29 protein-coding genes are annotated in these 24,016 nt (G+C 41.4%); 2 read left to right on the top strand and 27 right to left on the bottom strand.

All coding sequences use genetic code 11. The features are described from left to right. Positions 1 to 4: 4 nt before the first annotated feature. The 10 genes from AC0VYE_RS17300 to AC0VYE_RS17345 all read right to left on the bottom strand — a co-directional run bounded on the left by AC0VYE_RS17300 (position 5) and on the right by AC0VYE_RS17345 (position 9,636). Positions 5 to 901 (bottom strand): RimK family alpha-L-glutamate ligase, encoded by an 897-nt coding sequence (locus AC0VYE_RS17300; RefSeq protein WP_475442379.1) that lies wholly within the window; start codon positions 899 to 901, stop codon positions 5 to 7. 9 nt (positions 902 to 910) lie between these two features. After that, positions 911 to 1,084: a lysine biosynthesis protein LysW gene (locus AC0VYE_RS17305; protein WP_076265982.1), complete on the bottom strand. Its 174-nt coding sequence runs from the start codon at positions 1,082 to 1,084 to the stop codon at positions 911 to 913. A 106-nt stretch (positions 1,085 to 1,190) separates the two neighbouring features. Beyond that, complete coding sequence (locus AC0VYE_RS17310; RefSeq protein WP_475442380.1) at positions 1,191 to 2,855, bottom strand: ABC transporter substrate-binding protein; 1,665 nt, start codon at positions 2,853 to 2,855, stop codon at positions 1,191 to 1,193. A gap of 64 nt (positions 2,856 to 2,919) precedes the next feature. Then, on the bottom strand, positions 2,920 to 3,768 hold the full coding sequence (gene opp4C, locus AC0VYE_RS17315; protein ID WP_475449612.1) for an oligopeptide ABC transporter permease: 849 nt from the start codon (positions 3,766 to 3,768) through the stop codon (positions 2,920 to 2,922). Between the two features lie 91 nt (positions 3,769 to 3,859). Then, positions 3,860 to 4,810 (bottom strand): ABC transporter permease, encoded by a 951-nt coding sequence (locus AC0VYE_RS17320; RefSeq protein WP_475442381.1) that lies wholly within the window; start codon positions 4,808 to 4,810, stop codon positions 3,860 to 3,862. 29 nt (positions 4,811 to 4,839) lie between these two features. Beyond that, positions 4,840 to 5,811 carry an ABC transporter ATP-binding protein gene (locus AC0VYE_RS17325; protein ID WP_475442382.1) on the bottom strand — a complete coding sequence of 324 codons (972 nt, stop codon included), beginning with the start codon at positions 5,809 to 5,811 and terminating at the stop codon, positions 4,840 to 4,842. Continuing rightward, positions 5,808 to 6,818 (bottom strand): ABC transporter ATP-binding protein, encoded by a 1,011-nt coding sequence (locus AC0VYE_RS17330; protein WP_475449614.1) that lies wholly within the window; start codon positions 6,816 to 6,818, stop codon positions 5,808 to 5,810. Before AC0VYE_RS17330 ends, AC0VYE_RS17325 begins: the two co-directional genes overlap by 4 nt. 300 nt (positions 6,819 to 7,118) lie before the next feature. Next, on the bottom strand, positions 7,119 to 8,177 hold the full coding sequence (locus AC0VYE_RS17335) for an LLM class flavin-dependent oxidoreductase (protein ID WP_475442383.1): 1,059 nt from the start codon (positions 8,175 to 8,177) through the stop codon (positions 7,119 to 7,121). Between the two features lie 22 nt (positions 8,178 to 8,199). Beyond that, complete coding sequence (locus AC0VYE_RS17340; protein WP_475442384.1) at positions 8,200 to 9,141, bottom strand: ring-cleaving dioxygenase; 942 nt, start codon at positions 9,139 to 9,141, stop codon at positions 8,200 to 8,202. Between the two features lie 51 nt (positions 9,142 to 9,192). Then, positions 9,193 to 9,636: a MarR family winged helix-turn-helix transcriptional regulator gene (locus AC0VYE_RS17345; protein ID WP_441883285.1), complete on the bottom strand. Its 444-nt coding sequence runs from the start codon at positions 9,634 to 9,636 to the stop codon at positions 9,193 to 9,195. Positions 9,637 to 10,016: 380 nt separating this feature from the next. On the opposite strand from AC0VYE_RS17345, the gene AC0VYE_RS17350 reads away from it, so the two are divergent. Then, positions 10,017 to 10,556, top strand: coding sequence for an NADPH-dependent FMN reductase (locus tag AC0VYE_RS17350; RefSeq protein ID WP_076265973.1), 540 nt, complete (start codon positions 10,017 to 10,019; stop codon positions 10,554 to 10,556). A gap of 54 nt (positions 10,557 to 10,610) precedes the next feature. Here the strand turns inward: AC0VYE_RS17350 and cdaS are convergent, their stop codons facing one another. From cdaS to AC0VYE_RS17380, 6 genes are all read right to left on the bottom strand, one after another. Beyond that, positions 10,611 to 11,240 carry a sporulation-specific diadenylate cyclase CdaS gene (gene cdaS, locus AC0VYE_RS17355; protein WP_475442385.1) on the bottom strand — a complete coding sequence of 210 codons (630 nt, stop codon included), beginning with the start codon at positions 11,238 to 11,240 and terminating at the stop codon, positions 10,611 to 10,613. 166 nt (positions 11,241 to 11,406) lie between these two features. After that, entirely contained in the window at positions 11,407 to 12,540 is a 1,134-nt protein-coding gene (locus AC0VYE_RS17360; protein WP_475442386.1) for a WD40/YVTN/BNR-like repeat-containing protein, read from the bottom strand. Positions 12,541 to 12,634: 94 nt separating this feature from the next. Next, positions 12,635 to 13,090: a DMT family transporter gene (locus AC0VYE_RS17365; RefSeq protein WP_076265970.1), complete on the bottom strand. Its 456-nt coding sequence runs from the start codon at positions 13,088 to 13,090 to the stop codon at positions 12,635 to 12,637. Positions 13,091 to 13,142: 52 nt separating this feature from the next. Next, the gene (locus AC0VYE_RS17370) at positions 13,143 to 13,841 is read right to left on the bottom strand and encodes a Crp/Fnr family transcriptional regulator (protein ID WP_475442387.1); all 699 of its coding nucleotides are present in this window, start codon (positions 13,839 to 13,841) and stop codon (positions 13,143 to 13,145) included. 54 nt (positions 13,842 to 13,895) lie between these two features. Next, on the bottom strand, positions 13,896 to 14,321 hold the full coding sequence (locus AC0VYE_RS17375) for a DMT family transporter (RefSeq protein ID WP_339209338.1): 426 nt from the start codon (positions 14,319 to 14,321) through the stop codon (positions 13,896 to 13,898). 162 nt (positions 14,322 to 14,483) lie between these two features. Then, a complete protein-coding gene (locus AC0VYE_RS17380; protein ID WP_475442388.1) occupies positions 14,484 to 15,260 on the bottom strand; it encodes an IclR family transcriptional regulator in 777 nt (258 codons plus the stop codon). 190 nt (positions 15,261 to 15,450) lie between these two features. Here AC0VYE_RS17380 and AC0VYE_RS17385 point away from each other — a divergent pair, with 190 nt between their 5' ends. Next, positions 15,451 to 15,642, top strand: coding sequence for a hypothetical protein (locus AC0VYE_RS17385; RefSeq protein WP_475442389.1), 192 nt, complete (start codon positions 15,451 to 15,453; stop codon positions 15,640 to 15,642). Positions 15,643 to 15,899: 257 nt separating this feature from the next. Here the strand turns inward: AC0VYE_RS17385 and AC0VYE_RS17390 are convergent, their stop codons facing one another. The 11 genes from AC0VYE_RS17390 to AC0VYE_RS17440 form a co-directional block, all read right to left on the bottom strand. Then, positions 15,900 to 16,991, bottom strand: a complete 1,092-nt coding sequence (locus AC0VYE_RS17390) for a sensor histidine kinase (protein WP_475442390.1) — start codon at positions 16,989 to 16,991, stop codon at positions 15,900 to 15,902. Next, on the bottom strand, positions 16,988 to 17,680 hold the full coding sequence (locus AC0VYE_RS17395; protein WP_475442391.1) for a response regulator transcription factor: 693 nt from the start codon (positions 17,678 to 17,680) through the stop codon (positions 16,988 to 16,990). Before AC0VYE_RS17395 ends, AC0VYE_RS17390 begins: the two co-directional genes overlap by 4 nt. Then, positions 17,677 to 18,309 (bottom strand): nitrite reductase, encoded by a 633-nt coding sequence (locus AC0VYE_RS17400; protein ID WP_475442392.1) that lies wholly within the window; start codon positions 18,307 to 18,309, stop codon positions 17,677 to 17,679. Before AC0VYE_RS17400 ends, AC0VYE_RS17395 begins: the two co-directional genes overlap by 4 nt. Before the next feature lie 214 nt (positions 18,310 to 18,523). Further along, the gene (locus AC0VYE_RS17405; protein ID WP_475442393.1) at positions 18,524 to 19,666 is read right to left on the bottom strand and encodes a serine hydrolase domain-containing protein; all 1,143 of its coding nucleotides are present in this window, start codon (positions 19,664 to 19,666) and stop codon (positions 18,524 to 18,526) included. Between the two features lie 157 nt (positions 19,667 to 19,823). Then, entirely contained in the window at positions 19,824 to 20,372 is a 549-nt protein-coding gene (locus AC0VYE_RS17410; protein WP_475449616.1) for a GrpB family protein, read from the bottom strand. Then, positions 20,372 to 20,902 (bottom strand): DUF6886 family protein, encoded by a 531-nt coding sequence (locus tag AC0VYE_RS17415; RefSeq protein ID WP_475442394.1) that lies wholly within the window; start codon positions 20,900 to 20,902, stop codon positions 20,372 to 20,374. The genes AC0VYE_RS17410 and AC0VYE_RS17415 overlap by 1 nt, the downstream gene beginning before the upstream one ends. A 141-nt stretch (positions 20,903 to 21,043) precedes the next feature. Next, entirely contained in the window at positions 21,044 to 21,403 is a 360-nt protein-coding gene (locus AC0VYE_RS17420) for a rhodanese-like domain-containing protein (protein WP_430059124.1), read from the bottom strand. A 43-nt stretch (positions 21,404 to 21,446) separates the two neighbouring features. Further along, positions 21,447 to 22,235 (bottom strand): sulfite exporter TauE/SafE family protein, encoded by a 789-nt coding sequence (locus tag AC0VYE_RS17425; protein WP_475442395.1) that lies wholly within the window; start codon positions 22,233 to 22,235, stop codon positions 21,447 to 21,449. Positions 22,236 to 22,530: 295 nt separating this feature from the next. Further along, the gene (locus AC0VYE_RS17430) at positions 22,531 to 23,094 is read right to left on the bottom strand and encodes a manganese efflux pump MntP (protein WP_475442396.1); all 564 of its coding nucleotides are present in this window, start codon (positions 23,092 to 23,094) and stop codon (positions 22,531 to 22,533) included. Positions 23,095 to 23,165: 71 nt separating this feature from the next. After that, positions 23,166 to 23,432 carry a metal-sensitive transcriptional regulator gene (locus AC0VYE_RS17435; protein ID WP_076265957.1) on the bottom strand — a complete coding sequence of 89 codons (267 nt, stop codon included), beginning with the start codon at positions 23,430 to 23,432 and terminating at the stop codon, positions 23,166 to 23,168. Positions 23,433 to 23,507: 75 nt separating this feature from the next. Beyond that, positions 23,508 to 23,990, bottom strand: coding sequence for a DsrE/DsrF/DrsH-like family protein (locus AC0VYE_RS17440; RefSeq protein ID WP_339209355.1), 483 nt, complete (start codon positions 23,988 to 23,990; stop codon positions 23,508 to 23,510). Positions 23,991 to 24,016: the final 26 nt, after the last annotated feature.

The raw sequence follows: 24,016 nt of genomic DNA on the forward strand, positions 1-24,016 counted from the left end.
CTATTTACCGCGATATGACAGTTAAGTTGGCCTTGTTTTTTCGTTCAATCGCAGCTTTTACATATTGTGCAATATGGGAGGCCACATCGACACCATGAATTTTCCAGGACTTTGCGAATTCTGGGTTTTGATTCACTTCACATACGACGTACCGTTGCTGCTTGTAATCAAAAAACAAGTCTGCACCATAAATGCCTTCGCCCAAAACCTCGATTATTTGTTTGCAAATGGAGGCCATTTCATCATTAATTTCTAGAGGATCAATTTCTGCACCTAAATGCGTATTTGTTTTCCAGTTGTCTGCTGAAACTCGGCGGAACGCAGCAATCGGTTTGCTGCCTACGATGACAACACGGATATCAAAATCACCTTTTTCCACATATTCTTGTACTAATACAGGGAACGATTGATGCCCAGGGTCTACAGATTCCCTTGCAGCTATCCAGCCATCTAAGCATTCTTTACCGGTGATTCTAGCTATTCCCCTTCCCCAAGATGAGGTTGCCGGCTTAATGACACATAAATCTCCAAATGTCTGCAAAGCTTGGAAGAGCTTCTCAGGTGTAAAAGCTACTTTATATTGGGGCTGGGGAATGCCATGTTTTTGAAACACAATCGCTTGATGTATTTTATTTGTACAAATAGTAATTGCTTTGACCGAATTCAACGTTTCAAGACCGGCTAATTCAAGCAGATGGGCTCGATTCAACGCGTTTTTCTGTGAGAGACAACGAATGAGAGCAATTCCGAAGGAATGGACATCAGGCTCACCTAATGGTAATTCCATGGAATCCAAGTTCACCTGCACTTGTACGCCTAAATCTCGAAGATGATCGATTATTCGTTGTTCTTCTTCCCGCAACTTTGTAACACATAATAAAATCGCACGATTCTGCTCCATGTTCGGTTCCTACTCTCCCCAAGTTTCTTCTATTTCTGGAGCTAGAGCGATGCTTACGAGATTGGATTCGACCTGCACTTCATGTTCTTGACCGCATGAACCGCATTCCAAAATTTCACCCGTCGTTACACTCTCTTCCACCTCGATATCCGACTTGCATACAAGACAATTCAAATCTGCCATTATCCTTGCACCTCCTATAAGTTTTGAAAACATATATAAATGGAATAAATTTCGTAAAACCGAGTAATAACTTCATGACATGCAGCTTTTTTAAAAACGTGTGCTGCTATTTCGTTTCTATATCCCACTGGTTTACATTATTGAACGTACCTAGATTAAGCGGTTTACCAACCAGAACGTTTTTTGATACGACCTGCAAACGTTTCTCGGAATAAACAGCTAAAGTGGCAACCTCATCATGCAGTACCTCTTGCAATTGGTTATAAATCTCGTGACGTTTTTCCTCTATAATTTCTTGTTCACCCTTTTTAATCAGCTCATCGACTAATGGATTCTTAAATCGAATCACACTCTCGGGATCATCACTTTTATAGGTTGTAAAATAGAGGCTCGGTTCGATATAGTAATCTCTTGTGAATATGGTAATGTCATGCTCGCCCTTCTCCACTTTATCGATTAACGTTGGGAAATCGAATTTCTGAACGTCTACTTTAATCCCAACAGATTCTAAGTTTTGCACGAGAATATCAGCAGCCTGCTCACGAACCTTATTCCCAACTGGAATAATAAATGTAATGGTACGCTTGGGATCCCAGTTCGCTTCTTTTAAAAGCTCTTTTGCTTTTTCAGGATTGTAATCATAATTGACAATATTTTTATTAAAATAAGGATGCGAGCTTGGGATGCCTCCATCAATAATTTCGGCCTGCCCTTTGAGCAGCTGCTCCACGATGAGCGGACGGTTCAACGCATAGGCGATCGCTTGGCGCACTTTTTTATCAGTCAGCTTCTCCGTATTGAAGAATATTTCTGCTGGCTCAGAGGCTGGAGCTGAGGTTACATTTACATTCTCAAAACCCTTCACCTTATCATAATCCGTAATCGGTACAAGCCCGACCGGCAAAGAATTCATTTGAATTTCTCCCGTCTGCAGCTGTGCTACAAGATTTGCCGCGGGAAGCACCTTTATGAATATCGTGTCAATCTTAGATACATCGAGGTAGTAATTTTCATTTTTCGTCACCTCAACAAATTGGCCCTGCTCATAATTCGCAAACTTATAGGGACCAATGGTGACTAATGGTTTTTGGAAATATTCGTTCGTTGAAAGCTGCTCTGGATTGGCATCTTTCAGAATATGCTCGGGCAAGAAATTCACCTTAACACCGAAACGTTCATTAAATACGAGCGGATCGATTGGTGTTTTTGTTTTGATCTCGAAGGTCGTTGGATCGATAATTTTCAATCCGGATAGCTCTGTTTTCCCTTCATCCAGTTTCCCAATGTCATTTAAGCCTTCGATAAAATCTAACTTGAAGGATGATTCTACTTTGGCATGAAGGGCAAGCTTTAAGGTGAAAGCCACATCTGCCGTTGTAAAAGGGGTGCCATCGTTCCATTTGGCATTCGCTTTAAGCTGGATACGGTAAGTTTGCTTATCCTGCGTCTCGATAGATTCCGCCAGCTTCGGTATAAATTGTGCGGTATCCGTTACATCGAGCAAAGAATCATTAAGTAAATTAATAGGGGCAAGCGACGCCGAGCTTCCTTGCGTATTGATTTGATTTAAAGTAACAGGAGCATTAACAATACCAATGTATAAGGTTTTTTTGGCTTTGGCATCGTTGGTTGTTGCCTTAACAGAAACATCTTCCTTCGCTGGTTCTGCTGTTGCTTCTACCTTTTCCTGCTTTGTTTCACTGCATGCCGATAGGAAAATCATTAAGATGGTTAATAATACGAATCCTGGTACTTGAAACCTTGTTTTCATTCGTTTCTCTCCTTTTGTTTTATTGCTTTATCTATTTAAAAAATTAAATAGCAGATTCATATACTTAAGCCCTCGCATCAAACGCATCACGAAGACCGTCCCCTACAAAGTTAATCGCAAGAACTGTAATAAGAATAACGAGGCCGGCAGGTACCCATAACCACTGCTGCTCAGTTAAAACCGTTAGCGATTGTGCATCGTGCAGCATATTGCCAAGGCTCGCCTGAGGGGATTTGACCCCCATCCCAAGAAAGCTAAGTCCTGCTTCACTTAGGATCGTGCTGGCAATGCCAAAAGTCGCATTCACAATGATAGGTCCCATTACATTTGGCAAAATATGCTTTATTAGTATTCGCGGGGTGTTGTATCCAAGCGCAACGCCGGCGCGGACAAAATCCATTTGTTTCATGGATAATACGCTTCCCCTGACAAGCATTGCTATCGTTGGCCATTTGAACAGTGCGAGAACAAGGATGATCGTGGATGCACTTGCACCAAGCACGCTCACGATGACCAATACGACCATCATGTATGGAAAACTTAAGAAAATATCAGTCAAACGCATAAGTGCCATATCCAGCCATTTGCCATAGTAACCAGCGATTAGCCCAATGAATGTTCCGAAGGTTACGTACAAAGCAACTGTAAAAAAACCAATCATTAAGGATACCCGAGTTCCAAAAATCAACCGGCTTAATACATCCCGCCCTACTTGATCGGTGCCTAACCAGTGTGTAAGCGAGGGATGGGCTGAGAACGCATCTGTAATTTCATTAGGATGACTTGGTGCAAGCCACGGAGCAAAAAGCGCGATACTAATCAGCAGCAAGGTAGTTGCAAGTCCCCATATCGCCAGCTTGTGCTTGATAAACTTACGCCTCACTAATTGGGCTTGACTCTCCATTACATCCATAGACAGTTCGTCTTCATCGCTTTGATCTGAGGAAAAAGCATCTTTTCTCATCCAAGGCATTTCACTAACGGACATTTGCAATCCCCTCCAATCAGCTGTATTTAATGCGTGGATCAACCATTGAATAAACGATGTCGGTGAACAAATTCGTGAAGAGTATAACGCACGCAGCAATCAAATTAATGCCCATTAAAGTCGGATAGTCGCGTGAGAGAATGGCTTCCATCGTTAATTGCCCGATACCCGGCCATTGAAATACTTGCTCAATAATAATGCTGCCGCCTAATACCAAAGGAATTTCTGCACCGATGATCGTTATGATCGGGATTAAGGCATTGCGGAGCGCATGCTTATTTGTAACCAGAAATTCACTAAGGCCTTTCGCTCGAGCTGTGCGCAGATAATCCTGATGCAGTACATCGAGCATACTGGCGCGAACATACCGAACCTTTTTACCTGCAATCGTAATACCAAGCACCATGACAGGAAGAATCATATGCATGAGGATATCTCCAAAGCTGCCAGAGCCTCCTAACGTTGACATTCCCCCCGTTGGAAGCCACTTCAGCTTAATTCCAACCAAATAGATAAATCCAAGGCCTAGGAAAAAGGGAGGAATCGAGGTGCCTAGAAAGGATAACCCTGTCATGAAATAATCCAATTTTGAATTCTGTTTGACAGCACTGATCACCCCTACGGGTACGGCAATCAATATCCCAACCAGCATCGATGCTGCAGCCAGCAGCAAGGTAGGTCCGATTCGGGCGCCAATCAGCTGTGATACAGGGGTGAAGCTGCTAAATGAATAGCCTAGTTCTCCTCTAAAAAAACCGCCCAGCCATTTTACATACTGTATATACAATGGATCGTTCAGTCCAAGCAGCTCTTTTTTAATCTCTAGCAGCTCTTTCGGGATATTAGGATTAATTAACATATCCACGGGATTACCGGGAGCCATATTCATGATGAGAAAATTAAGCAATGTGATTCCAAGAAATACCGGTATGGAAATCAGCAGCCTTCGAACGATATAATGGCCCATCGATGCCTTCTCCTTTCCTAGCCTTTGTGCTATGCAAGCGGATAATGGCATGCAACAGAGTGATGCTCTTCCGTAATAATCGGTTCCGCTGTTCGGCACAGCTCTTGCACATAAGGACAACGAGTATGAAAACGACAACCAGTGGGAGGCTCCGCTGGACTAGGCACATCGCCTTGAATGATGAGACTCTTCGTTGTTCGAAGCGTCGGGTCCGGCGGAGGATACGCATTTAATAGAAGCTGCGTATACGGGTGCTTCGGCTTGTGGAATAGCTCCTCTGTAGGGGCCAATTCTACGATTTTTCCCAAGTACATGACGGCGATTCTTGTACTGATCTGTTTAACTGCTCCAATGCCATGGGCGATAAATAAATACGTCAGCTTTAACTCATTTTGCAAATCCTGCAAAAGATTTAAAATTTGAGCTTGGATGGAGACATCAAGCGCTGATACTGGCTCATCGCATACGATCAATTTGGGTTTGAATGAAATGGCTCTAGCGATTCCGATCCTCTGGCGCTGCCCCCCGGAAAATTCATGAGGATATCGATTGGCAACCGAACGCGGCAATCCAACTAATTGAAGCAGGTTATCAACCTCACACTGCACCTCATTGCGCTTCACCAGCTTGTGAACAATTAATGGCTCAGCAAGCGTATCGTATATTCGAAGCCTTGGATTTAAGGAAGCATAAGGGTCCTGAAAAATCATTTGCATTCGTGTCCGCAGTGGCTTTAACTGTCGCTGAGAGGAATATATTATGTTTTGATTTTCAAATAAAATACGCCCAGCTTGCGGATTCTCGAGTCGAATGATTGAACGTCCAATCGTCGACTTGCCGCATCCCGATTCGCCAACTAAACCGACGGTTTCCCCTTCATACATCGTTAGGCTCACATCATCAACCGCCTTGATATGGCTGACTTGATTTGAAAATACCCCACTACGAATCGGGTAATACATTTTTAACCGTTCGATTTGCAATAGTGTGTTGAGGCTCATAAGCTAACCGCCTGTGCATGTTTATCATTTGAAACGTTTGGAGGGTCCATCAGCCAGCAGCGGACATGATGTCCCTGTCCATTCGTCGTAAGATCAGGCTGCTCTTGCTGGCATCGTGCGATTTTATGCGGACAGCGTGGGTGAAAGCGGCATCCTGCAGGCATTTTCTGGAAAGAAGGAACTGAACCTGGAATTGTCTGCAGCCGCTCCCTGTTGACTTGATCGAGTCGGAGGGTTGATTTCATTAAGCCTTGTGTATATGGATGCTTTGGTGCTCGAAAGAGAGTAAAAACGTCAGCTGATTCTACGACTTGCCCCGCATACATGACGACCACCGTATCAGCCATTTCAGCTACAACTCCTAAATCATGCGTAACTAGCAGGATAGCAGCACCGCTTTCTGCTTGCAGCTGCTTCATCAGTGCAAGGATTTGTGCTTGAATCGTAACATCGAGTGCAGTCGTTGGCTCATCGGCAATGAGCAGCTTGGGCTGGCATGCCAGCGCCATTGCAATCATTACCCGTTGTCTCATGCCTCCTGAAAGTGCGTGAGGGTATTCCTTTATAATCGTTTCAGCTCTAGGAATCCCTACTTTCCTTAACAAATCTACGGCTAAGCGCTTCGCTTCCTTTCGAGACAGGTTCAAATGCTGACGAATCGTTTCTTCAATCTGCTCTCCGATTGAGAATACTGGATTTAGAGAGGTCATCGGTTCTTGAAAAATCATCGCGATTTCGCTGCCTCGAAGCTTACGAAGCTGAGCTTGCGAGCAGTTGATTAGAGATGAGCCGTTGAACTTGATTTCTCCTTGATTAACTGAACCATTAGCTCCGAGCAATCCCATGATGGAAAGGGATGTTACACTCTTTCCGCAACCGGATTCACCAACAATAGCGATGGTTTCCCCATGTTCAAGTGTGAAGCTCACATCATCTACAGCGATCACTTCTCCTTGATCAATCCGAAATGCCACCTGTAATCGATCAACTTCTAATAGCTGTCCTATTGCATTCACCAACTTTTTATCATTTGGTATACGTACTTTACAAGTAATCCATATAATTCCTATGTGTTTTGTGAACTTTGATTAACCCTAGCATACAGAATTTTGAAAAGTTTGAATAATAGAATAATTCTATATATAAATAGAAAATTGTTCCAATCCATACATAAATAGCTACGGAAGCTCGTTATGACTAGCTATTTAGCGGGGTTATTCGGATGATCTGGAACATAAAAAAGTGCCGCAATAAATCGTCGCGGCACTTTTTATAAGTTAAATGATGAAATTGATTTTGATTCCAATTTAGTTTTTAGCGGTGTGTTTCTTAATTGCGGGCATAATTTCAGTAGCGATAAGTTCTATATTTTTTGCAATTTTATCAAACGGAACACCGCCAAAATCAATTTGAGCCATAAAACGCTGATGTCCATATAATTCATATTGGTAAAGCATTTTTTCAATGATTTGCTGCGGACTGCCCACCATTAGAGCATCACGATGATCGGTCGACTGTGCAAACTGCTGTTTTGGATATCCGCCTCCACGCAGTGCTTGCATTCCAGCGTTAAGATGTGGATAGTACTCACGTAAAGCGTCTTGTGTCGTTTCCGCCATATAAAATAAACTCGTGGTTGCTATAGGTAGAACTGCAGGATCAAAACCTTTGCTAAGTGCAGCTTCACGATAAGCATCTACCGAAATATTAAAGTTGCTTGCAGGACCACCAAGCGTCGTCAGCATCATCGGTATTCCGGCATTTCCTGCTTTAATAGCACTTGCAGGAGGTCCGCCTACTGCTCTCCAGATGGGCATATGTCCATTTTTGGGCTGCGGCAAAATCGATGCTTGCTTAAGAGCTGGTCTAAACTGACCTTCCCATGTTATCGTTTCTTCATTGTTTAATTTCATTAGAAGCTCTAGTTTCTCTTCAAATAGTTCTTCATAATCCCGAACATCAAAGCCAAGCAAACTATACGCCCCGACACGTGAGCCCCGTCCTGCCACAATTTCCGCACGTCCCTTGGAAATTAAATCGATCGTTGCAAAATCTTCGTATACTCGAACAGGATCAGATGTACTTAGCACTGTTGCTGAGCTGGCAATCTTAATGTTTTTTGTGGCCTGAGCGATTGCTCCTAAAATCACGGTATGGGCTTGTGTCGTGAAAAATGTTTGATGACTTTCCCCTATAGCAAATACATCTATTCCTGCCTCATCTGCCAGCTTGCTTGCATCGATGAGCTCTTGAATACGATGTTCAGCACTTATCATAGTACCCGTATGCGGGTTAGACAAATGATCCCCGATGGAATACAATCCGAATTCTAATCCTTTATTTTTATCTATTCGATATTTTTCCATGCGTACTCTCCCCTTTTGCGTATTAATTCAGCGGTACTAATTTTGCTTCAATATCCGCTCGTCTAGCTTCTAAAAATGGCGGTAAATCCAGTGCTTTACCTAGCTCTGCGACGGATGAATCTTTCGTAAACCCAGGCCCATCCGTCGCTATTTCAAACAAAATGCCATTTGATTCTCGGAAATATAAGCTTTGAAAATAATAACGATCCACGATGCCTGAGGAGTGGAAGCCGCGTTTTTTAACGACCTCATCCCAATAACGCAGCTCTTCTTCATTTTTAACACGGATAGCTAAATGATGAATGCTTCCTCTTCCAGGCTTCTCAATTGCGCCATCTGCTTGTTTGACCAAAATTTCTCCATAGGAACGGCCGGCAACAGATTGATAAATGGCTTCATTTTCCGTACGTGACACTTCGCTATAACCTAACATACTCGTCAATGTAGCGGCTAAACGATCTAAAGAACGAACGGTAATTTCGACAGTTCCCATGCCAAGAATGCGATGATCTTGCAAGGCGATTGATTCCTCCCATGCTGCCCATTTCTCAGGAACCTTCTCACCGTTATTGTTTAGTAGAACCATTCGCAAACCTTCTGTATCTTCAAAATGGAGCGCATCTCGCCCTGCATATTTTGTGATTTCGCCGTGCTCTACCTTTAATAATTCAAAACGTTTTTTCCAATAGGCCAAACTTTCTAAAGAAGGCACGAGCAAACCAATTTGCGTTATCGCGTTTGTGCCACGCACAGTTCTACCTGCATTTGTCATTTCAAAAAAGGATAGCTCCGTTCCCGCACTGCCCGTTAAATCTCCGTAAAATAAATGATACATGGATGGATCGTCTTGATTTACCGTCTTCTTCACTCTGCGCAGTCCTAGTACTTCTTGATAAAAATGATTATTAATTTTTGCGTTTTTTGTAATCATCGAAATATGATGATGTCCAGGAATGGTATACATAATTGTTCCTCCTCTATTTAACTTGACTAGTCAATTGATATTGCAAAAAAATTACTCTGACGGCAATTTCTTTTTTTGGCTATGTTTATGGATTCGAGTCATCAATGAGTATAGTGTTTTTTGTTCGTCCTCATTTAATACATCTTCAAAAAATGAAGTTTGAAAAGCAAGCTGGCTCGGCATTGCGATATCCAATATGGCTTCGGCCTTTTCTGTTAAACTAATCGTTTTGGTTTTCCAGTCTTGCTTGCGCACAATATAACCTTCGTTCTCAAGTCGTACGAGCATGCGAGATATACCGCCTTGCGTTACGGTTACTTTCTCGGCCAAAACCATTTGGGTTAGAGGCTGATAGACACGAATCTGCATGAGTACATCAAATTGAGCAGTCGTTAAATCAAATTGTTTTAAAAATTCATTTGACATCTGGTTGCTCTGATTCGTAAAACGCATCAGCCGAAGCCATATTAACGAACCTAACGTATTATTCTGCATTTCGTTCCCCCTCTCAATGACTATGTCGTCACTTTACTACTCAATTGATAAAATGGCAAGTGTGGATGTTTAAGTCTAAAAAGCTTCAATTAATGGAAAGATTAATGCACTTAATTAATTATAGTTACTTGACAAAGAAAATTATATTCGCTATTATTATCTCATATTAAAGATACTCAACATAAAGGAAGTTGGCGTATTTTTATTATTCATCTTTCGTTAAGAATAACCCTTCCTTGTTTAAGAAATACTGATCATTAACTATTTTTTATTCTAAGGACGGTCCTTGTTCTAAATCTTTACAACATGATTTGGCAGTGTCTGCAAAAGGTTTTCTAGACAAATGATTTGGTAGAACAACTATTGAGGAGGAAAAAACAGTGTCAAAATTAAATATCGGTATTATTTTAGGAAGTACTCGTCAAGGTCGTCTTAGCCCGCAAGTTGGTGAATGGGTGAAGAAAATTGCTGATCAACGCGGAGATGCTAATTATGAAATCGTTGATATCGCGGATTTTAAGCTCCCGCTCTTGGGAGAAAGCGATGCTACTGAGCAAGCAACAGCTTGGAATACGAAGCTTGCAAGCTTGGATGGATTCGTATTTATCGTACAAGAATACAACCACAGTATTTCAGCATCACTGAAAAATGCGCTTGATTATGCTCGTGACGCATGGAACGATAAAGCAGCAGGTATTGTAAGTTACGGTTCTGTAGGCGGTGCTCGAGCAGCTGAGCATTTACGTGGAATTTTGGGCGAATTGTCTGTAGCTGACGTTCGTGTACATCCTGCATTGTCACTCTTCACTGATTTTGAGAACGGTTCTGTTTTCAAACCAGCTGATCTTCATCTTACTAATTTGAACGGCATGTTAGATCAAGTACTCGCTTGGAGCGGTGCATTGAAAACATTGCGTTAATCGTCACTACCAACTACCACCTCTTTATGAAGAGGTGGTTTTTCTTTGTGTCATTTAATGGAGCAGATCATTGCCCGGTGAAAAGGGATATAAATTTCCTTCCAAGCTGAAGGAAGCTTGTCCGGTTTCTTCTGATACGATGATAACAAGCGCATCACTTAATTCTGATAAACCAAGACCGGCACGATGTCTAGTTCCAAGCTTCTTCTGCTCGCTGTCTCTTTGCGTTAACGGCAGGACATTGCCGGCAGATATAATTTTATCATTTTGGATTAAGACTGCGCCGTCGTGGAGCGGACCGCCAGGCGTGAAAATAGATTCTATTAACGAATGCGTCAGCATGGCAGAAATCAAAACGCCATGAGTAATATACCTATCGATTGCATCTGATCTTTGCACGACGAGAAGCGCCCCATGGCGCCGTTTCGATAAATGGGATATTGCATGGGACAGCTCGTCATATTTAGCGGTATAAGGTGCAAGATAACATTTTAAATAAAAGGTTGTTGCAATCGATTCCGTCTCAAAAACTTGTTCTTTCATAGAATGGAACTCATTTAACAAGCAGTTGCCAGCATCATGATCCAAATCCTTTATCAAAGCTTCAAGGGATTCACGCAAATGTAGAAGCTTGCTTTTCACTCCAACTTTCATTGGAGAGAAATCACATTTTATATCATCCATACGTCCACCCCACTTAAGTGACTACCGCAAATTAAAGCTCAATACTTCCTTTATTTTGCTTAGCCCCTCTTTTTTTATACATAATGGCTGTTGGCAACAAAAAGACTGGCCCTATAATAGGAACCAGTCTTCTTATCGTTCTTGTCAGCATATCTGCGATTGCAGCTTACTGATTGTTTTCAGGAATGCTTAATTTTTTGGACCATGTTTTGCCGCCATCGGTTGTTCTGTACACAGCAGCATTAGATAGGCTTGTATCGGCCATCCAGCCTAGCTCTTTGCTTGTAAATGAAATAATGCTTTCTCCCCCAGCGATCGGTGTAAGATTATTCCACTTTTTTCCTGAATCAATCGAACGACCAACGCCAATGACTCCAGCGGCTGGAGAGTAACCTCCGAGTATCGCAGCTCCATCAACAAGCTCCATATTGCTAGGGTGTCCGCCAGGCGCAGCCGGTCCTTCCTTAATAAGTCCTGCAGCACCGCCCGGTGCAGGTCCGCCGCCTGCTGTTTCCTGGCTAATTACTTTCCTCCAGCTTGAACCATCATCTGCAGAGGCATAAAGGGAATAAGATTGCTGGGACATCCCAACCCCTCCGTAAAATTGAGCCCATATTTGATTTCCCTTTGTGTAAAGCTTTCCGCCTATGCTCTCCTCAGATTTAACCGTTAGTTTCGTGGACCAATGTGTACCACCATCTGTTGTTTTTGATAGTCGATAGCCAAATCCAGGTACTACGATAAGTGACCATCCATGCTTCACATCTGTAAATTCTGCATAGCGGTTATTGGGAGGCGTAGAGATTTTAGTCCATGTTTTCCCGCCATTTGATGTTTTATAGGCAAAAGCCTTCGTATAGCCGAAGCCATTTGAAGCATCCACAAAATGAATACGTTCAAGCGCGAGCGGACTGGTTACTATTTTGGTGAACGTTTTTCCGCCATCCTTGGTGTGAATAAGGGCATTCGTTCCGGAAGCAGAAGATTTTGCCAATGCCCATCCGGTTGTGTTGGAAATGAAATCAAGCTGTGTAAACTGCCAAGTACCCTTATAGATCGGTTGCCATGTTGAGCCGGCATCAGAAGTTCCAATGAGAAATCCATTGCCAGCAGCGCGTCCGGTTGTTCCGCTCAAAAATTGAATATCACTGAAATGGTATGTCGTATCCCCTGCTGGTGTACCGCTGAAAAGATCCTTTGCTGTGGTTGTGCCTGCTGCTTGCGTTAACGGTGCAGTTGCTGTTAGGCCAATCATCAGTGCTGCTGCTACAAGACTGTACTTAAGTTTAGCTTTGATCATGTTTTTCCTCCTCCTGCTGCTAAGTTAGTATTAGAGCCTTTATAGAAGAAAATACCCTGATTTGATCAAAATGAATCTTAATGAGTATTGATCGTTATGCTGTAGCTTTCTTACGAGCACCGCTTATTTTAAATACAATGATGCCACAGACGATTACAAGGACACCTAACCCTTTATTCGTTGTGAACGCTACTTTTTCGATACCTAGCCACCCTTGCGAGTCCCACAATAAAGCAGTTCCCAGCTGTGCGGTTAGAACGATAGAGATGGCATACGTCGGACCAAGCCGTCTAATGCCTTGTACCAGACAAGTAACAACGCCTACGCCGATTAGACCGCTGAACCAGTACCATGGCTTCATATTTTGTAATGCAAATAACTGTTCGCCTTCGAATAGGAATCCGATAACAAATGAGGCAAGGAAGCCCATGCCTAATACTAACGCAGTAGTTGTCCATGTATTTATTCGTTCATTGACTTTGCTATTGAATATATTTTGCAAACTGACCAAACAACCAGTGAGAACTGCAAATATAAGTCCAATCATCATGTTTTCTACTCTCCCATTGGCTTATTGTTTTGAAATAGCTCATGATATTGTTTTACTCATAAATATTTTGGCTGGCGAGTGCGCGTAGTCCATCCTTGTTTTTCACAAGAATGCCTCCATTTTTTCGCTCAATTAAACCCTTTGCACAAAATTGCTGGACAACCCGATTGAGATGTCTATAGCTCGTTCCGATCAAGTTAGCCGTATCCTTTAAGCTGATAGTTTTTCGCTGTCCTTTCATTAGATATTCCGAATCATCATAGGAGACGGACAATAGATAGCTCGCCAATCGAACCTCCACAGGATGCAAAATATTGAAGCTTAATGCGTTTGAATTTTTCAAAAATTTCCGAGCTATAATTTTCAATAAAAATTGCAGCAGCGGTGAATGATCTTTGCCGTATTTATTCAACCACTGATGATGAATCCCAATCATATATACAGTCGACACGGCTTCGACCGTGTTGATAATGTCAATGTCTTGCACATATTCAATATCCCCCACGACATCAAGGGAGGTTTTGAAAGTAAGAATAAGTGTTTTCCCATCTTTCGAGGTTGTGTAGATCTTTATCTTTCCTTGGACGAGGAAATAGAGATATTTTGAAGATTGACCTTGGGAACAAATAAGCTCCTCATGATCAAAGCAAAATAGTGACAAGTGGGGTAATAGTTGTTCCCCGAATGTTGCTTCCAACTGATGCACCTGTAAAAAATGGTGGAGCTGCTCGCGATCTTTAATTTCTTGCATCTGTACGAATCACCTCCAGAGGAATACGGTCAAGGGCTTGGTATATTTTAATTATTATAACCGCAATATGACCACCCCAGCTATCATCATCCCGATACCGATGAATTGAGGCAGCCTCATCTTCTGCTTTGCAACCCCAAACCATCCTTGACTATCGACGATAAAAGCCAGGCTTAACTGGGCAATCAGCATGGCAGATATGCTAAGTGTAACGCCAATTTGTTGAATAGCAGTGACATTGCTGAAGATGATAATAGCTGCAAAGGAACCGCCGATTAGATATAAGGGTTTTACTTGTTTAAAACCGGACCACTGTTTATCCCTGACGAATAACAGAATAATTAAGGCTGCTATGAAGCCGGTGAACTGGGTAATCGTTGCGGTTTGCCAAGTGCCGATATCTTGACTAATTCTTGAATTAGCAACACCTTGCAGTGTAATTAAGACCCCGCCTAAAAATGCAAAAATGCTTCCTTTCATATCATTTCTCTCCTCCAAATCAATCTTTCCATCATTAAACGATACATTTCAAGGTTTAGGAAAGGACATATGTCCTAAATCGATGTAAAGCAGTTTTTTTGCATAAAAAAAGAACGAACGCTCGATCACTGTTCGTTCGATCTATTCGTTTTGGATAGCCTCCTACTCGCTCCAACGTATCTTATTGCGGAACCCCAGTTCTTTGGAGATGAGATCCGCATATTTTTTTGCTTGCTGGCCGTAGCTCTCGATTTTACTTGGCGTAAACCGTATCGCAGGACCAGCTACATTCAGTGATCCAATAACGGTATTATCATAAGAAAAGATGGGAGCACCGATGCCAGTTGTTCCCTCCGTTGCTTCTCCTGATGTAATGGCATAACCTCTGGAGCGAATCATCTCTAGGTCTGCCTGAATCATTTCTTTGGACAATGGAATTAGCGATGGTACTGTTGTCCAATCCACGCCTTGCAATATAGCTTCCTGCTTAGTGGATGGCAGATGAGCAAGAATAGCGCGATTAGATGCTCCAATATAGAGTGGCAGCCTAAGTCCGATAGGTTCGGAAATTTTCAACATTTGCGGCGAATCAATGGAATCAATGTAGACACCTTCTTGGTTCTCTCTAGTAGCCAAATAAATTGTTTCTTTCGTTTTTTGCGATAGCTCGGCCATGAAGGGTCTAGCCAGTGACCTGAACATTAGGCTGTCCCACATCAAAAAACCGTATTTCATAATGGAAAGTCCTAATTTATATTTTTTTGATTTTTTATCTTGTGCAACAAATCCATGTTCGGATAAGGAATGAAGAATCCGATGAGCGCTTTGTACAGGCATGCCGAGTTCCCTGCTGATTTCTGTCGCACTCATTTCTTTCTCACTGCCATGCGGTACAAGCAGATCCAATATGTGAATAGCTTTTGAAATGACCCCGGACATTTGCTGCACCTCCGATTAGGAATTGATGTTATATTGCTTAACATGATTTTAGCATGTTGATTCTAGCAACGGATACTCGCATGACATCGAAAAAAGCGAAATGATAGTTTTGTTTTCTTCTCTTTTTATTCCTCTTTTTCGTAAGTATAATCATTTGCAACAGTACGAGAATGAGGAGAGAAATCACATCATGCAGCTCTTAAAGCAATTTGCAGAGCCGGCTGCTCCAACCTTTATTCAATTATGGCGGCATCCAGGATTCCTTATTCTGTTTCTAACAGGTGGAATTATCGCCTTTGGCAACAAAATGTATGAGCTGGCGCTGCACAGTAGTATTTTGGCTAACTGCTCTAGGAAACCTGCTCATTTTCAGCTACTTTAGATTAAGCTCATTATGGTGTAATTGATGGACGAATGATCAGCGTAATAAGCAGCACCTAATCTCAATAAATAACACGTACCTCCGATCGGAAAAGCATCAACGGTACGTGTTTTTTTATGCTATTCATTTATAAACGTTCTCACTGAGGTTAGTAAAAGCTTCTGCAGTTTATTGTCTTGTGAAGTAAGACTTGGCTTGAATTGTTTGACTTCAATAGCAGCATGTTCATTTCATTCATCTACAAATAGACTCTTTATTTAGTTATTCTTTACTGTATTCGGTAAATACACATGAAATAAAGTCCCTTCATCACTTTCTGCCCAAATTTGTCCTCCGTGAAGTTCGACAAGCGTTTTCGTAATAGCAAGTCCTAAGCCCCCGCCTCCCGATTTCCGGTTCCGTGATTTTTCCACACGATAGAAACGTTCGAATACATGCGCGAGCTGCTCAGTTGGTATTCCGATTCCAGTATCCTTAACGGTTATTTGAACACCTTGTTGAACTAATTTCCCATATACCGATACCTTTCCACCATTTGAAGTAAACTTTAGAGCATTCGATAATAAATTCGTCCATATTTGAATGATTCGGTATTCATCAGCATGGATAGTCATTTCAGGGATGAAACCTCTTTCCAAAATAATTCCTTTGTCTGAAAAGGAGGGCTTCATCAGATCTATAACTTGTTCTATAGATTTTGTTAAAGGAACATCTTTTAAGGTTAACTGCTGTGCTGTTGATGTAAGTGTTTGCAGTTCTTCCAAATCATTAACCATTTGGACTAAACGGTAAATTTCTTCTCTACATGATTGAATGCGTTCAGGTGTAGCTTCCCAAATTCCATCTTGAATCGCTGATAAAAAACTATTTAATGTCGTTAAAGGTGTTCGGAGTTCATGAGCAATATTTTCGGTCATCGTTACCCGTAATTGTTCTTGCTGTTCTAGCTGTTCGGCTAAATGATTGATAGAGGCAGCCAGTTGATCGACTTCATCTTTTGGAGTGCCTTTTAAAGGAAGACGAGCATCTCGTTTTCCTCTTGCCATAACGAGTGTTATGTTCTTCATTTTAACTAAAGGAGACGAAATTTTTTTAGCGATGTAAATGCTCATAATAAGCGTAATAATGAGTGCTCCGCCTACTGTCAGTCCTATGGATTGAAGAATCGCTTGCTCTAAATGTGAATTTAACGACTCTGTCCTATCGTGGCTGCCTTGCGCGATCTCTTCACCATAAAGCTGGAAATGATGATGAGTGGCTGTAGCTAAAGCAATGGAAGCAATGATTAAGATGGCTGTTGTATAAAAGATAAGAATAATACTAATCCGATAGGATAGTGTTTTTTTCATTTGCCTCCTCCATGAAAGCGATAGCCGGCCCCAAAAACCGTCTGAATGAACATTGGATTTTTAGCATCCACCTCTATTTTTTGCCGTAAATTTTTGACATGCTGATCAATGGTACGAGCATCCCCTTCAAAATCGATTCCCATCACCATATCAATTAATTGTTCGCGGGAAAATGTTCTTTCCGCATTTCTAGCCATAACAACAAGCAGTTTATATTCATTGGGTGTTAAACTTATTGGATCTTGATTGATGTAAACCTGTTTAGCTTGGCTATCCAAGCTCAATCTTCCATTACCGTATTCCAAACGATCAGCGAGAAGCTCATGATGATTGGTACGCCGCAGGACGGAACGAACTCTAGCTAGCAATTCATGGGGATCAAATGGTTTCACGATATAATCGTCAGCTCCAGCAGATAACCCTTGGATGCGATGATTTAGAGAAGCTTTAGCCGTTAGCATGATGATGGGTACCGGATTAGTTCCTCGTATTTTTCTGCACAGCAGCTCTCCATTAATGTCAGGGAGCATCAAGTCAAGAATGATTAAATCAAAGGGCTGCTTATCGATTTCATGCATTGCACTCTGGCCATCACTAGCTGCACATGCACGATAACCAGCCTTGTTTAGATAAGCGATTATAACCTCTCTAATTTTATCTTCATCCTCTACAACTAAAATTTTACTCATAGTTGCTCATTCCATTTCAAAGTTTTTAGTTCGTCTAGTGAAATTCGATTAATAAATTTGCTGAACTTTTCCTTTCCTTTAGCATGTTCTTTATAATAGTTAATGAGATTAATTATTGATGGTATTAACTTCTCTTCCGATAACCCTGAAAGTAAAAGCTGGGCAAAGGAAGGTTTTATTCCCTTGGGCTCTCCGCCGACATAAACGTCAAACACATTCCGCATTTTTACGACCCCAATATCTTTTAATAAAGGTTCACTTGTACCTAATGCGCAACCAGCATAACCGACTTTCATTGGCGTTGGTGTTCCGATTCCCGCAATTGCTTCGTTTAATTTAATGGCAATATCTAAGCCGGCATCCTGGGCTCCTTTGCAAAAGTTGCATGCATTCAAGCTTTTTGTCGTAAAGCCTGAAGGATTAACCTCGAGGCCGACTGCTCGTAATTGTTCGGTTATTTCATTTTGTTGATCTAACGGTATTTCCACATAAAGCTGCTTAAAAGGTGTCATCTCTATATTTGCTTCTGTGTCCATAAGTGAACCTATGGTTACCAGTTGATGAGGTGTGAACAGGCTGCCTCCAACCTGAATGGCCGGTGAGACTGCGATTTTTATTTTATCATTCATTTGGCATCTCTCCTTTACATCATAACTATTATAATATACCCCCTAAGGGTATGTAGGTCAAGAGTTTTTACTATACCCGGGTTAAGTATCTTGATTAGTTTTAACGATGTCATTGCATCAGTTTAATTGTCTGCACAAAAAAAAGAGCGAGGCGAATAGTCGACTCACTCTGTATAAATATCACTAATGGCTGCATTCAAGTTGTTTGCTTATTCTAAACCAAACTTGACCATATAATTTGTTTGGTACCAAGTACCGATTCAGGTATCCATGAGTAAATGGAAGGCACCATGAATACAACAACGAGCTTCTCAACCGGGTCCACAAAAAATCCGGTTCTTCCTGAACCCTCCAGCTGGTAGGTGCCTACTGATTCATATGAAAGATGATGAATAGCTAAATCTAAACCAAGAGCATGGCCTTTATCTTTGATTTTACCTCCCCAATGATAAGCCGGAACGTTAAACAGATGTCGGCGAGTCAACAGATCTACCGACTTTCTGCCAAGGATACGTTGACCTTCAAAGGTTCCGCCATTCAACAGCATTTGTCCGAATTTCCACATATCAAATAGTGTTGAATAAAGTCCACTATCCGAACGAGGCGGCATAGGGGAACCGTCATTTTCTCTGCTTAACCTTTCGATATCCATCCGATCTACACTGCATACTTCAGAGTGCAGATGCTCAGGCACATCAAAAAAAGTACGTGTCATTTGGAGTGGTTCGATAATGTTCTCCGTAATGTAATCCTCATACTGCTTACCAGATACTCTCGAGATGATCTCGCCCAGCAGAGCGAAGCCCACCGTAGAATAATTATAAGCATCCCCAGGTTGGCAAACGAGCGGGCCTTGCAGCACTTTTCGAATCCAATTATCCATGCCGCTAGCCCCCCACCATTCTCGAGGATAGGGCTCATTATAATATCCGGTGACTGGCAAAATACCAGACGTATGCGTTAATAAGTGGAACAAGGTGATATCTTTATGTACAGGATTATCGAATTCCGCCAAAATGCTGGCCACAGGCAAGTCGATATATAGCTTACCGTCCTCTATGAGCTTCATGATCGCAACACTTGTGAATGCTTTCGTTATGGATGACATTTTACGCAAGGAATCCGGCTGCAGTTCACCTTGGTCTGTGAAGCCATGAAGTCGACCCATTGATTTCCATGCGGCGATCTTTCCTTCTCGTGCAACGAGAAAACTGGCTGCTTGAATTTTTTGCTGTGCGATCAGATTCAGAAAGTGATTATCCAGCTTATTCAATTGATGGGAGCTGAGTCCAACCTCTTCGGGCAAAACATCCAATTGGCCCTCCGTTATTTTCCACTCGCTTAGCAATTCATTCATATGTCTCGATCCCCTTCCATTAATTAGGAACAATGAATCCATACTACACGAGCTGCTCTAATTTCGTCCATAAGGATGTAAAGACTGCCGTTAAAATTATAAAAGATTGTTCGTTTGTATCAAGTTTAGAGCTGCTTTCCATTCGTATGTTTTCTCATCAAAGATCCTTTGTTTTCGTATGCTTTACCTTTTTTAATATTTCATTTATAAAATCAGTTTTACCTGCTGTATAACCGGACCGAACTTGAGCGTGCAATGCCAATTCCTTTTTTAGCTGTTCATACGCAATGACCGCTTCGGGATTTTCCCTAAGATAATCGCGGAATGCCAAATGTCTTGCTAATTCTTCGCTATCACGATTGCACACGTACAAGTGGTGCTCCATCCATTTTTCACGCTGTTTATGCCAAGGAACCGACATATCTTTTCTGCCAAAGGCCTCTCTTCCTTCAAAACTCCATTCTTGTTGATGGAAATAACCAATCTTCTCAAGCGCTTGGATGATCAGAGGCAGCATACTATAATCTTCAATGACGATATCTATATCCAAGATGGGCTTAGCACCAAGTCCTTTAACAGAGGTGCTTCCTACATGTTCAACTGACCTAATGAATTGCCCAACTTCAGCTTCGATAGTAGTTCGTATTTCACAAAATTCGTGCTCCCAAAGAGGATTATAGCTTTCAATCTCAACTATTGTACTCATCATACTGATTCCTTCCTCTGCGCGGCAAAACCCATTCTGCACATCGACCAATTAAAGCTTGAGGTTGCAATTTTATCATTCAAATCCCACAAATTATCGATCATGCGAACCTCGACATTTCTGCGTATGAGTTCTCCAAACAAATCATGAACAATTATTTTATTGATGGGAATCTGTGTTTTTTCGCTCACATAGTAACCAGCACTTTTATCTGCGCTATAGAAATCAGTCGTATCGAATTCATATAAATACAACGTGGTTTGCCTCATGATTTCAAACCATTTATGCTCAATCGCAACAACATGGTCCAACGAATTTGAGCTTAAATAAAGTTTTTTATGCTCATCTGTGGTCGTTTCATGACTATGATAAGTTACTCTAGGACAATTGCGAGGTGTTAGGAAATTCGGCAAGCATTGTTCATTTATTGCCCATACCAAACCTTTGTTCTGATCCATATCCACTCGAGAAGGTATTCGAGGTTCAAAAAGTGTAATATCACTTTCTTCGCTCACATGAAATAATCTCAACTGATCCCTGCTTTCTGATATGAAATAGTTGTGCACGAACAGCATTATTTTCAACATACGAGGAGATTGTACCATAATCTGGTTTAGAGGGGACGCAAAAAACCGCGATATCCGCGGTTCATCAGTCACTTGAAAAGTTATCTATGCACATTGTTGGTTTCGTACAGTAAAAAGCTGGCTGAAACCATGTTTTTTAAGGATTTTCGCAGCTTTTTTACTTTTATAGAAACTGTCCGACAAAATTAAGACGGAATCATTTGGTGCAAGCTCTTTGTTCCATAAATAAGGGAGCCGACCAATTGATATATTAATCGAACCATCCACATGACATTTCTCATAGTCAGTTGAATCGCGGACATCGAGTATTTTGCTGCTGTCAGGTATAACGCCTTTTTCATTTAGCGCTTTTTCGTCGACATAAGTTAAATTTTTTAGGGGTGAGAATCTTCTATAAATGAACCACATCACGAATAAACCAGTTAGAGCAAGTAAAATCAACATATCCCAACCTCCCCAATCCGTTTAATAAAGTACGCATATTCTATTACAATATGGATGACCACACTTTAATCGCTGTGAAAATGAGTAATACAACAAGCCCATATCGCAAATATTTCACGTTTATTTTAGAGCTGATTCTAGATCCAATTGGTGCACCAATCAAGCTGCCCAATACAACAAATACAGTTGGCCATATCGGAATGGATCCAGCGGCCAGCTTGCCGATTACACCGCCAATTGCCGATACAAACACGATCGCTAATGATGAGGCAATGGTTGTCCTTGTCGGAATTTTTAAGACCGTCAACATTATTGGGATTAGAATAAAAGCACCACCTGCTCCAACAACTCCTGACACGATGCCAACAATGAAAGCTGACGTTACCGCAATGAGCTTATTAAATGTGATTTCATTTATATTTAATTGTTGTTTTCCCCGGTTTGGAACGAGCATTAAAACAACAGCAATAACCGATAATGTTCCGTATATAATATTAATGGCATCTTCATTAAGAAAACGTGAGCCGAATCCGCCAATTAAACTGCCCATTAATATACTGCTGCCCATATAAACAACAAGACCTTTGTGAATGACTGCTGTTTGATTGCTTTTTTGACGGAAAGCGATAATCCCAGCTAACGAAGCGAAGAAAACTTGAAACATGCTGATGGATGCCACTTCTTTTGCCGTAAACTGCGCTAAGCCAAGACTGGATGGAACATATAATAAAAGTGGAAAATTTATTATGGCCCCGCCTATGCCAAGTAATCCCGAAAAAAAGGAACCGACAAAACCGAGCAGCGTCATGATGATGTAAAGGATAATGTCCATAAAAACTCTCCTTGTTGGAATACAATAAGTAAGGTATAATTAAAACCAAGTAACTTCATGTGAAATGAGGTATTTATAAAATGAAAAGTATTTTCAAAAAAATATTTGAAGATAAATGCCCGACCTGCAATGAACCCTTGCTGTCGATCAATGAAAGCTTGTCCAGCACCAAGTATTGTGAGCATGGACATTACAAAGAAGAAAATTACAGCTCCCTAGGTGTACGAATTATATATGACGTCTTAGAATAAGCGAACACGCTCTACCGTGTTCGCTTATTTTTGTTATCGATCAATTACAAAAAAATCTCCAAAAGGCCTATTACAATGAGTATCATACCGCCGATGAGCGTAGAATATTTACCTAACCATGTTCTAGCAATCTCATGTCCAATCCGCAATCCGATAGCAACGGTTATTAGTGAAAATATACCAACTGAAATTGCAGTCATTATCGGTGACGCACCACTAACACCTGCTCCAAATCCTGTAGCGATACAATTTAATGATAAAGCAAAACCTAATGAGATCGTTTCCTGCCAAGTAATAGATCTTTCCGGATCATTAGTCGCACGTAATGGACTTGTTGCAACTCTTGTCCTTTGGTTAGGCAATATGCTCCAAAGACCTAGAAGTATGATGACAGAACCACCAATTAAATCTGCATGCTTTTGACTCATAAAACCAGATATAAGGTGACCCATTGTTATTGCTAAATATGCTGCAGCCATGGCCAATATGGCAATAAACAAGTTTGAGACAATTGGAATTTTTGTTGATCGTGTGCCAAAGGATACACCAATTCCTAAATTATCAATATTAGAAGCAAGTCCAATGAGAATGATTGAAATTATATGCATAACTATACCTCCTCTACCATCCATTCTACTAAGTAGAGTATGCTAGAGAAGGTTATTAAGCTTGTGTTTTTTTACCGACTTTTCACGAGCAGCTCAATCGCTTCTTTAACCAGCTTATTCGTATCGCCGCCAGCGGACTGTTCTTCAATAATACATTGATGAAGGTTTTCCGCAACAATTTGGGCCATAGCTTTATCTGCTGCATTGCGTACTGCTGACAGCTGGCTCACTACGTCCTTGCAGGATTGCTGTTCATCCATCAATCTCAATACGCCTCGAACCTGACCCTCTATTCTTCTTAGACGTGTTTTCATTTCATCGGTATAAACATATGCCATGTTCCTAACCTCCCATTCGTTAACGTGTACATGTATGGGTATATTATAAACCAAAAAAGAGTATCATTTCATTGATTATATAAATAAGTTCACTTTTGCATCGGTGGCGTCGCCTAAGTAACCAGCTACACCGGCAAGTTGAATGTCATCGATTAGCTCTTCACGCTGCAAACCAAGAAGATCCATTGTCATTGTACACGCAACAAGCTTAACCCCTTGCTCCTGCGCAAGTTCAATGAGCTGCGGCAGTGATAACGCATTATGCTTCTTCATAACATGTTTAATCATTTTAGGTCCCATGCCGCCAAAATTCATTTTGGATAAGCCTAGTTTTTGCGGTCCTCTTGGCATCATCCAGCCAAAGGCTTTTTCAAGAAGCCCTTTTTTGGTATGGATTGCTTCATCCTTGCGCAAAGCATTTAGTCCCCAAAAGGTGAAAAATATAGTTACCTCGTGATCATAAGCAGCTGCTCCATTTGCAATAATAAAAGCAGCTATCGCTTTATCAAGTTCCCCGCTGAAGAGGACAATCGTTGTTTTTTCAGTTACAGCTTCCATATATGTTCTCCTCTCCATAATAAAAT

The sequence above is a fragment of the Pristimantibacillus sp. Z349TD_6 genome, from assembly GCF_056173205.1.

Bases quoted from the DNA above. Each gene is read 5' to 3' on its own strand.
- AC0VYE_RS17420 (WP_430059124.1), bottom strand. From the start codon at position 21,403: ATGTTGATTTTACTTGCTCTAACTGGTTTATTCGTGATGTGGTTCATT.
- AC0VYE_RS17320 (WP_475442381.1), bottom strand. From the start codon at position 4,810: ATGGGCCATTATATCGTTCGAAGGCTGCTGATTTCCATACCGGTATTT.
- AC0VYE_RS17380 (WP_475442388.1), bottom strand. From the start codon at position 15,260: ATGTCCGGGGTCATTTCAAAAGCTATTCACATATTGGATCTGCTTGTA.
- AC0VYE_RS17365 (WP_076265970.1), bottom strand. From the start codon at position 13,090: ATGATGATTGGACTTATATTTGCAGTTCTCACTGGTTGTTTGGTCAGT.
- AC0VYE_RS17405 (WP_475442393.1), bottom strand. From the start codon at position 19,666: ATGAATGAATTGCTAAGCGAGTGGAAAATAACGGAGGGCCAATTGGAT.
- AC0VYE_RS17390 (WP_475442390.1), bottom strand. From the start codon at position 16,991: ATGAAAAAAACACTATCCTATCGGATTAGTATTATTCTTATCTTTTAT.
- AC0VYE_RS17360 (WP_475442386.1), bottom strand. From the start codon at position 12,540: ATGATCAAAGCTAAACTTAAGTACAGTCTTGTAGCAGCAGCACTGATG.
- AC0VYE_RS17325 (WP_475442382.1), bottom strand. From the start codon at position 5,811: ATGAGCCTCAACACACTATTGCAAATCGAACGGTTAAAAATGTATTAC.
- AC0VYE_RS17395 (WP_475442391.1), bottom strand. From the start codon at position 17,680: ATGAGTAAAATTTTAGTTGTAGAGGATGAAGATAAAATTAGAGAGGTT.
- opp4C (WP_475449612.1), bottom strand. From the start codon at position 3,768: ATGGATGTAATGGAGAGTCAAGCCCAATTAGTGAGGCGTAAGTTTATC.
- AC0VYE_RS17440 (WP_339209355.1), bottom strand. From the start codon at position 23,990: ATGGAAGCTGTAACTGAAAAAACAACGATTGTCCTCTTCAGCGGGGAA.
- AC0VYE_RS17305 (WP_076265982.1), bottom strand. From the start codon at position 1,084: ATGGCAGATTTGAATTGTCTTGTATGCAAGTCGGATATCGAGGTGGAA.
- AC0VYE_RS17435 (WP_076265957.1), bottom strand. From the start codon at position 23,432: ATGGCATATGTTTATACCGATGAAATGAAAACACGTCTAAGAAGAATA.
- AC0VYE_RS17410 (WP_475449616.1), bottom strand. From the start codon at position 20,372: ATGAGTACAATAGTTGAGATTGAAAGCTATAATCCTCTTTGGGAGCAC.
- AC0VYE_RS17300 (WP_475442379.1), bottom strand. From the start codon at position 901: ATGGAGCAGAATCGTGCGATTTTATTATGTGTTACAAAGTTGCGGGAA.
- AC0VYE_RS17335 (WP_475442383.1), bottom strand. From the start codon at position 8,177: ATGGAAAAATATCGAATAGATAAAAATAAAGGATTAGAATTCGGATTG.
- AC0VYE_RS17430 (WP_475442396.1), bottom strand. From the start codon at position 23,094: ATGCATATAATTTCAATCATTCTCATTGGACTTGCTTCTAATATTGAT.
- AC0VYE_RS17425 (WP_475442395.1), bottom strand. From the start codon at position 22,235: ATGGACATTATCCTTTACATCATCATGACGCTGCTCGGTTTTGTCGGT.
- AC0VYE_RS17310 (WP_475442380.1), bottom strand. From the start codon at position 2,855: ATGAAAACAAGGTTTCAAGTACCAGGATTCGTATTATTAACCATCTTA.
- AC0VYE_RS17370 (WP_475442387.1), bottom strand. From the start codon at position 13,841: ATGCAAGAAATTAAAGATCGCGAGCAGCTCCACCATTTTTTACAGGTG.
- AC0VYE_RS17385 (WP_475442389.1), top strand. From the start codon at position 15,451: ATGCAGCTCTTAAAGCAATTTGCAGAGCCGGCTGCTCCAACCTTTATT.
- AC0VYE_RS17400 (WP_475442392.1), bottom strand. From the start codon at position 18,309: ATGAATGATAAAATAAAAATCGCAGTCTCACCGGCCATTCAGGTTGGA.
- AC0VYE_RS17345 (WP_441883285.1), bottom strand. From the start codon at position 9,636: ATGCAGAATAATACGTTAGGTTCGTTAATATGGCTTCGGCTGATGCGT.
- AC0VYE_RS17340 (WP_475442384.1), bottom strand. From the start codon at position 9,141: ATGTATACCATTCCTGGACATCATCATATTTCGATGATTACAAAAAAC.
- cdaS (WP_475442385.1), bottom strand. From the start codon at position 11,240: ATGGATGATATAAAATGTGATTTCTCTCCAATGAAAGTTGGAGTGAAA.
- AC0VYE_RS17375 (WP_339209338.1), bottom strand. From the start codon at position 14,321: ATGAAAGGAAGCATTTTTGCATTTTTAGGCGGGGTCTTAATTACACTG.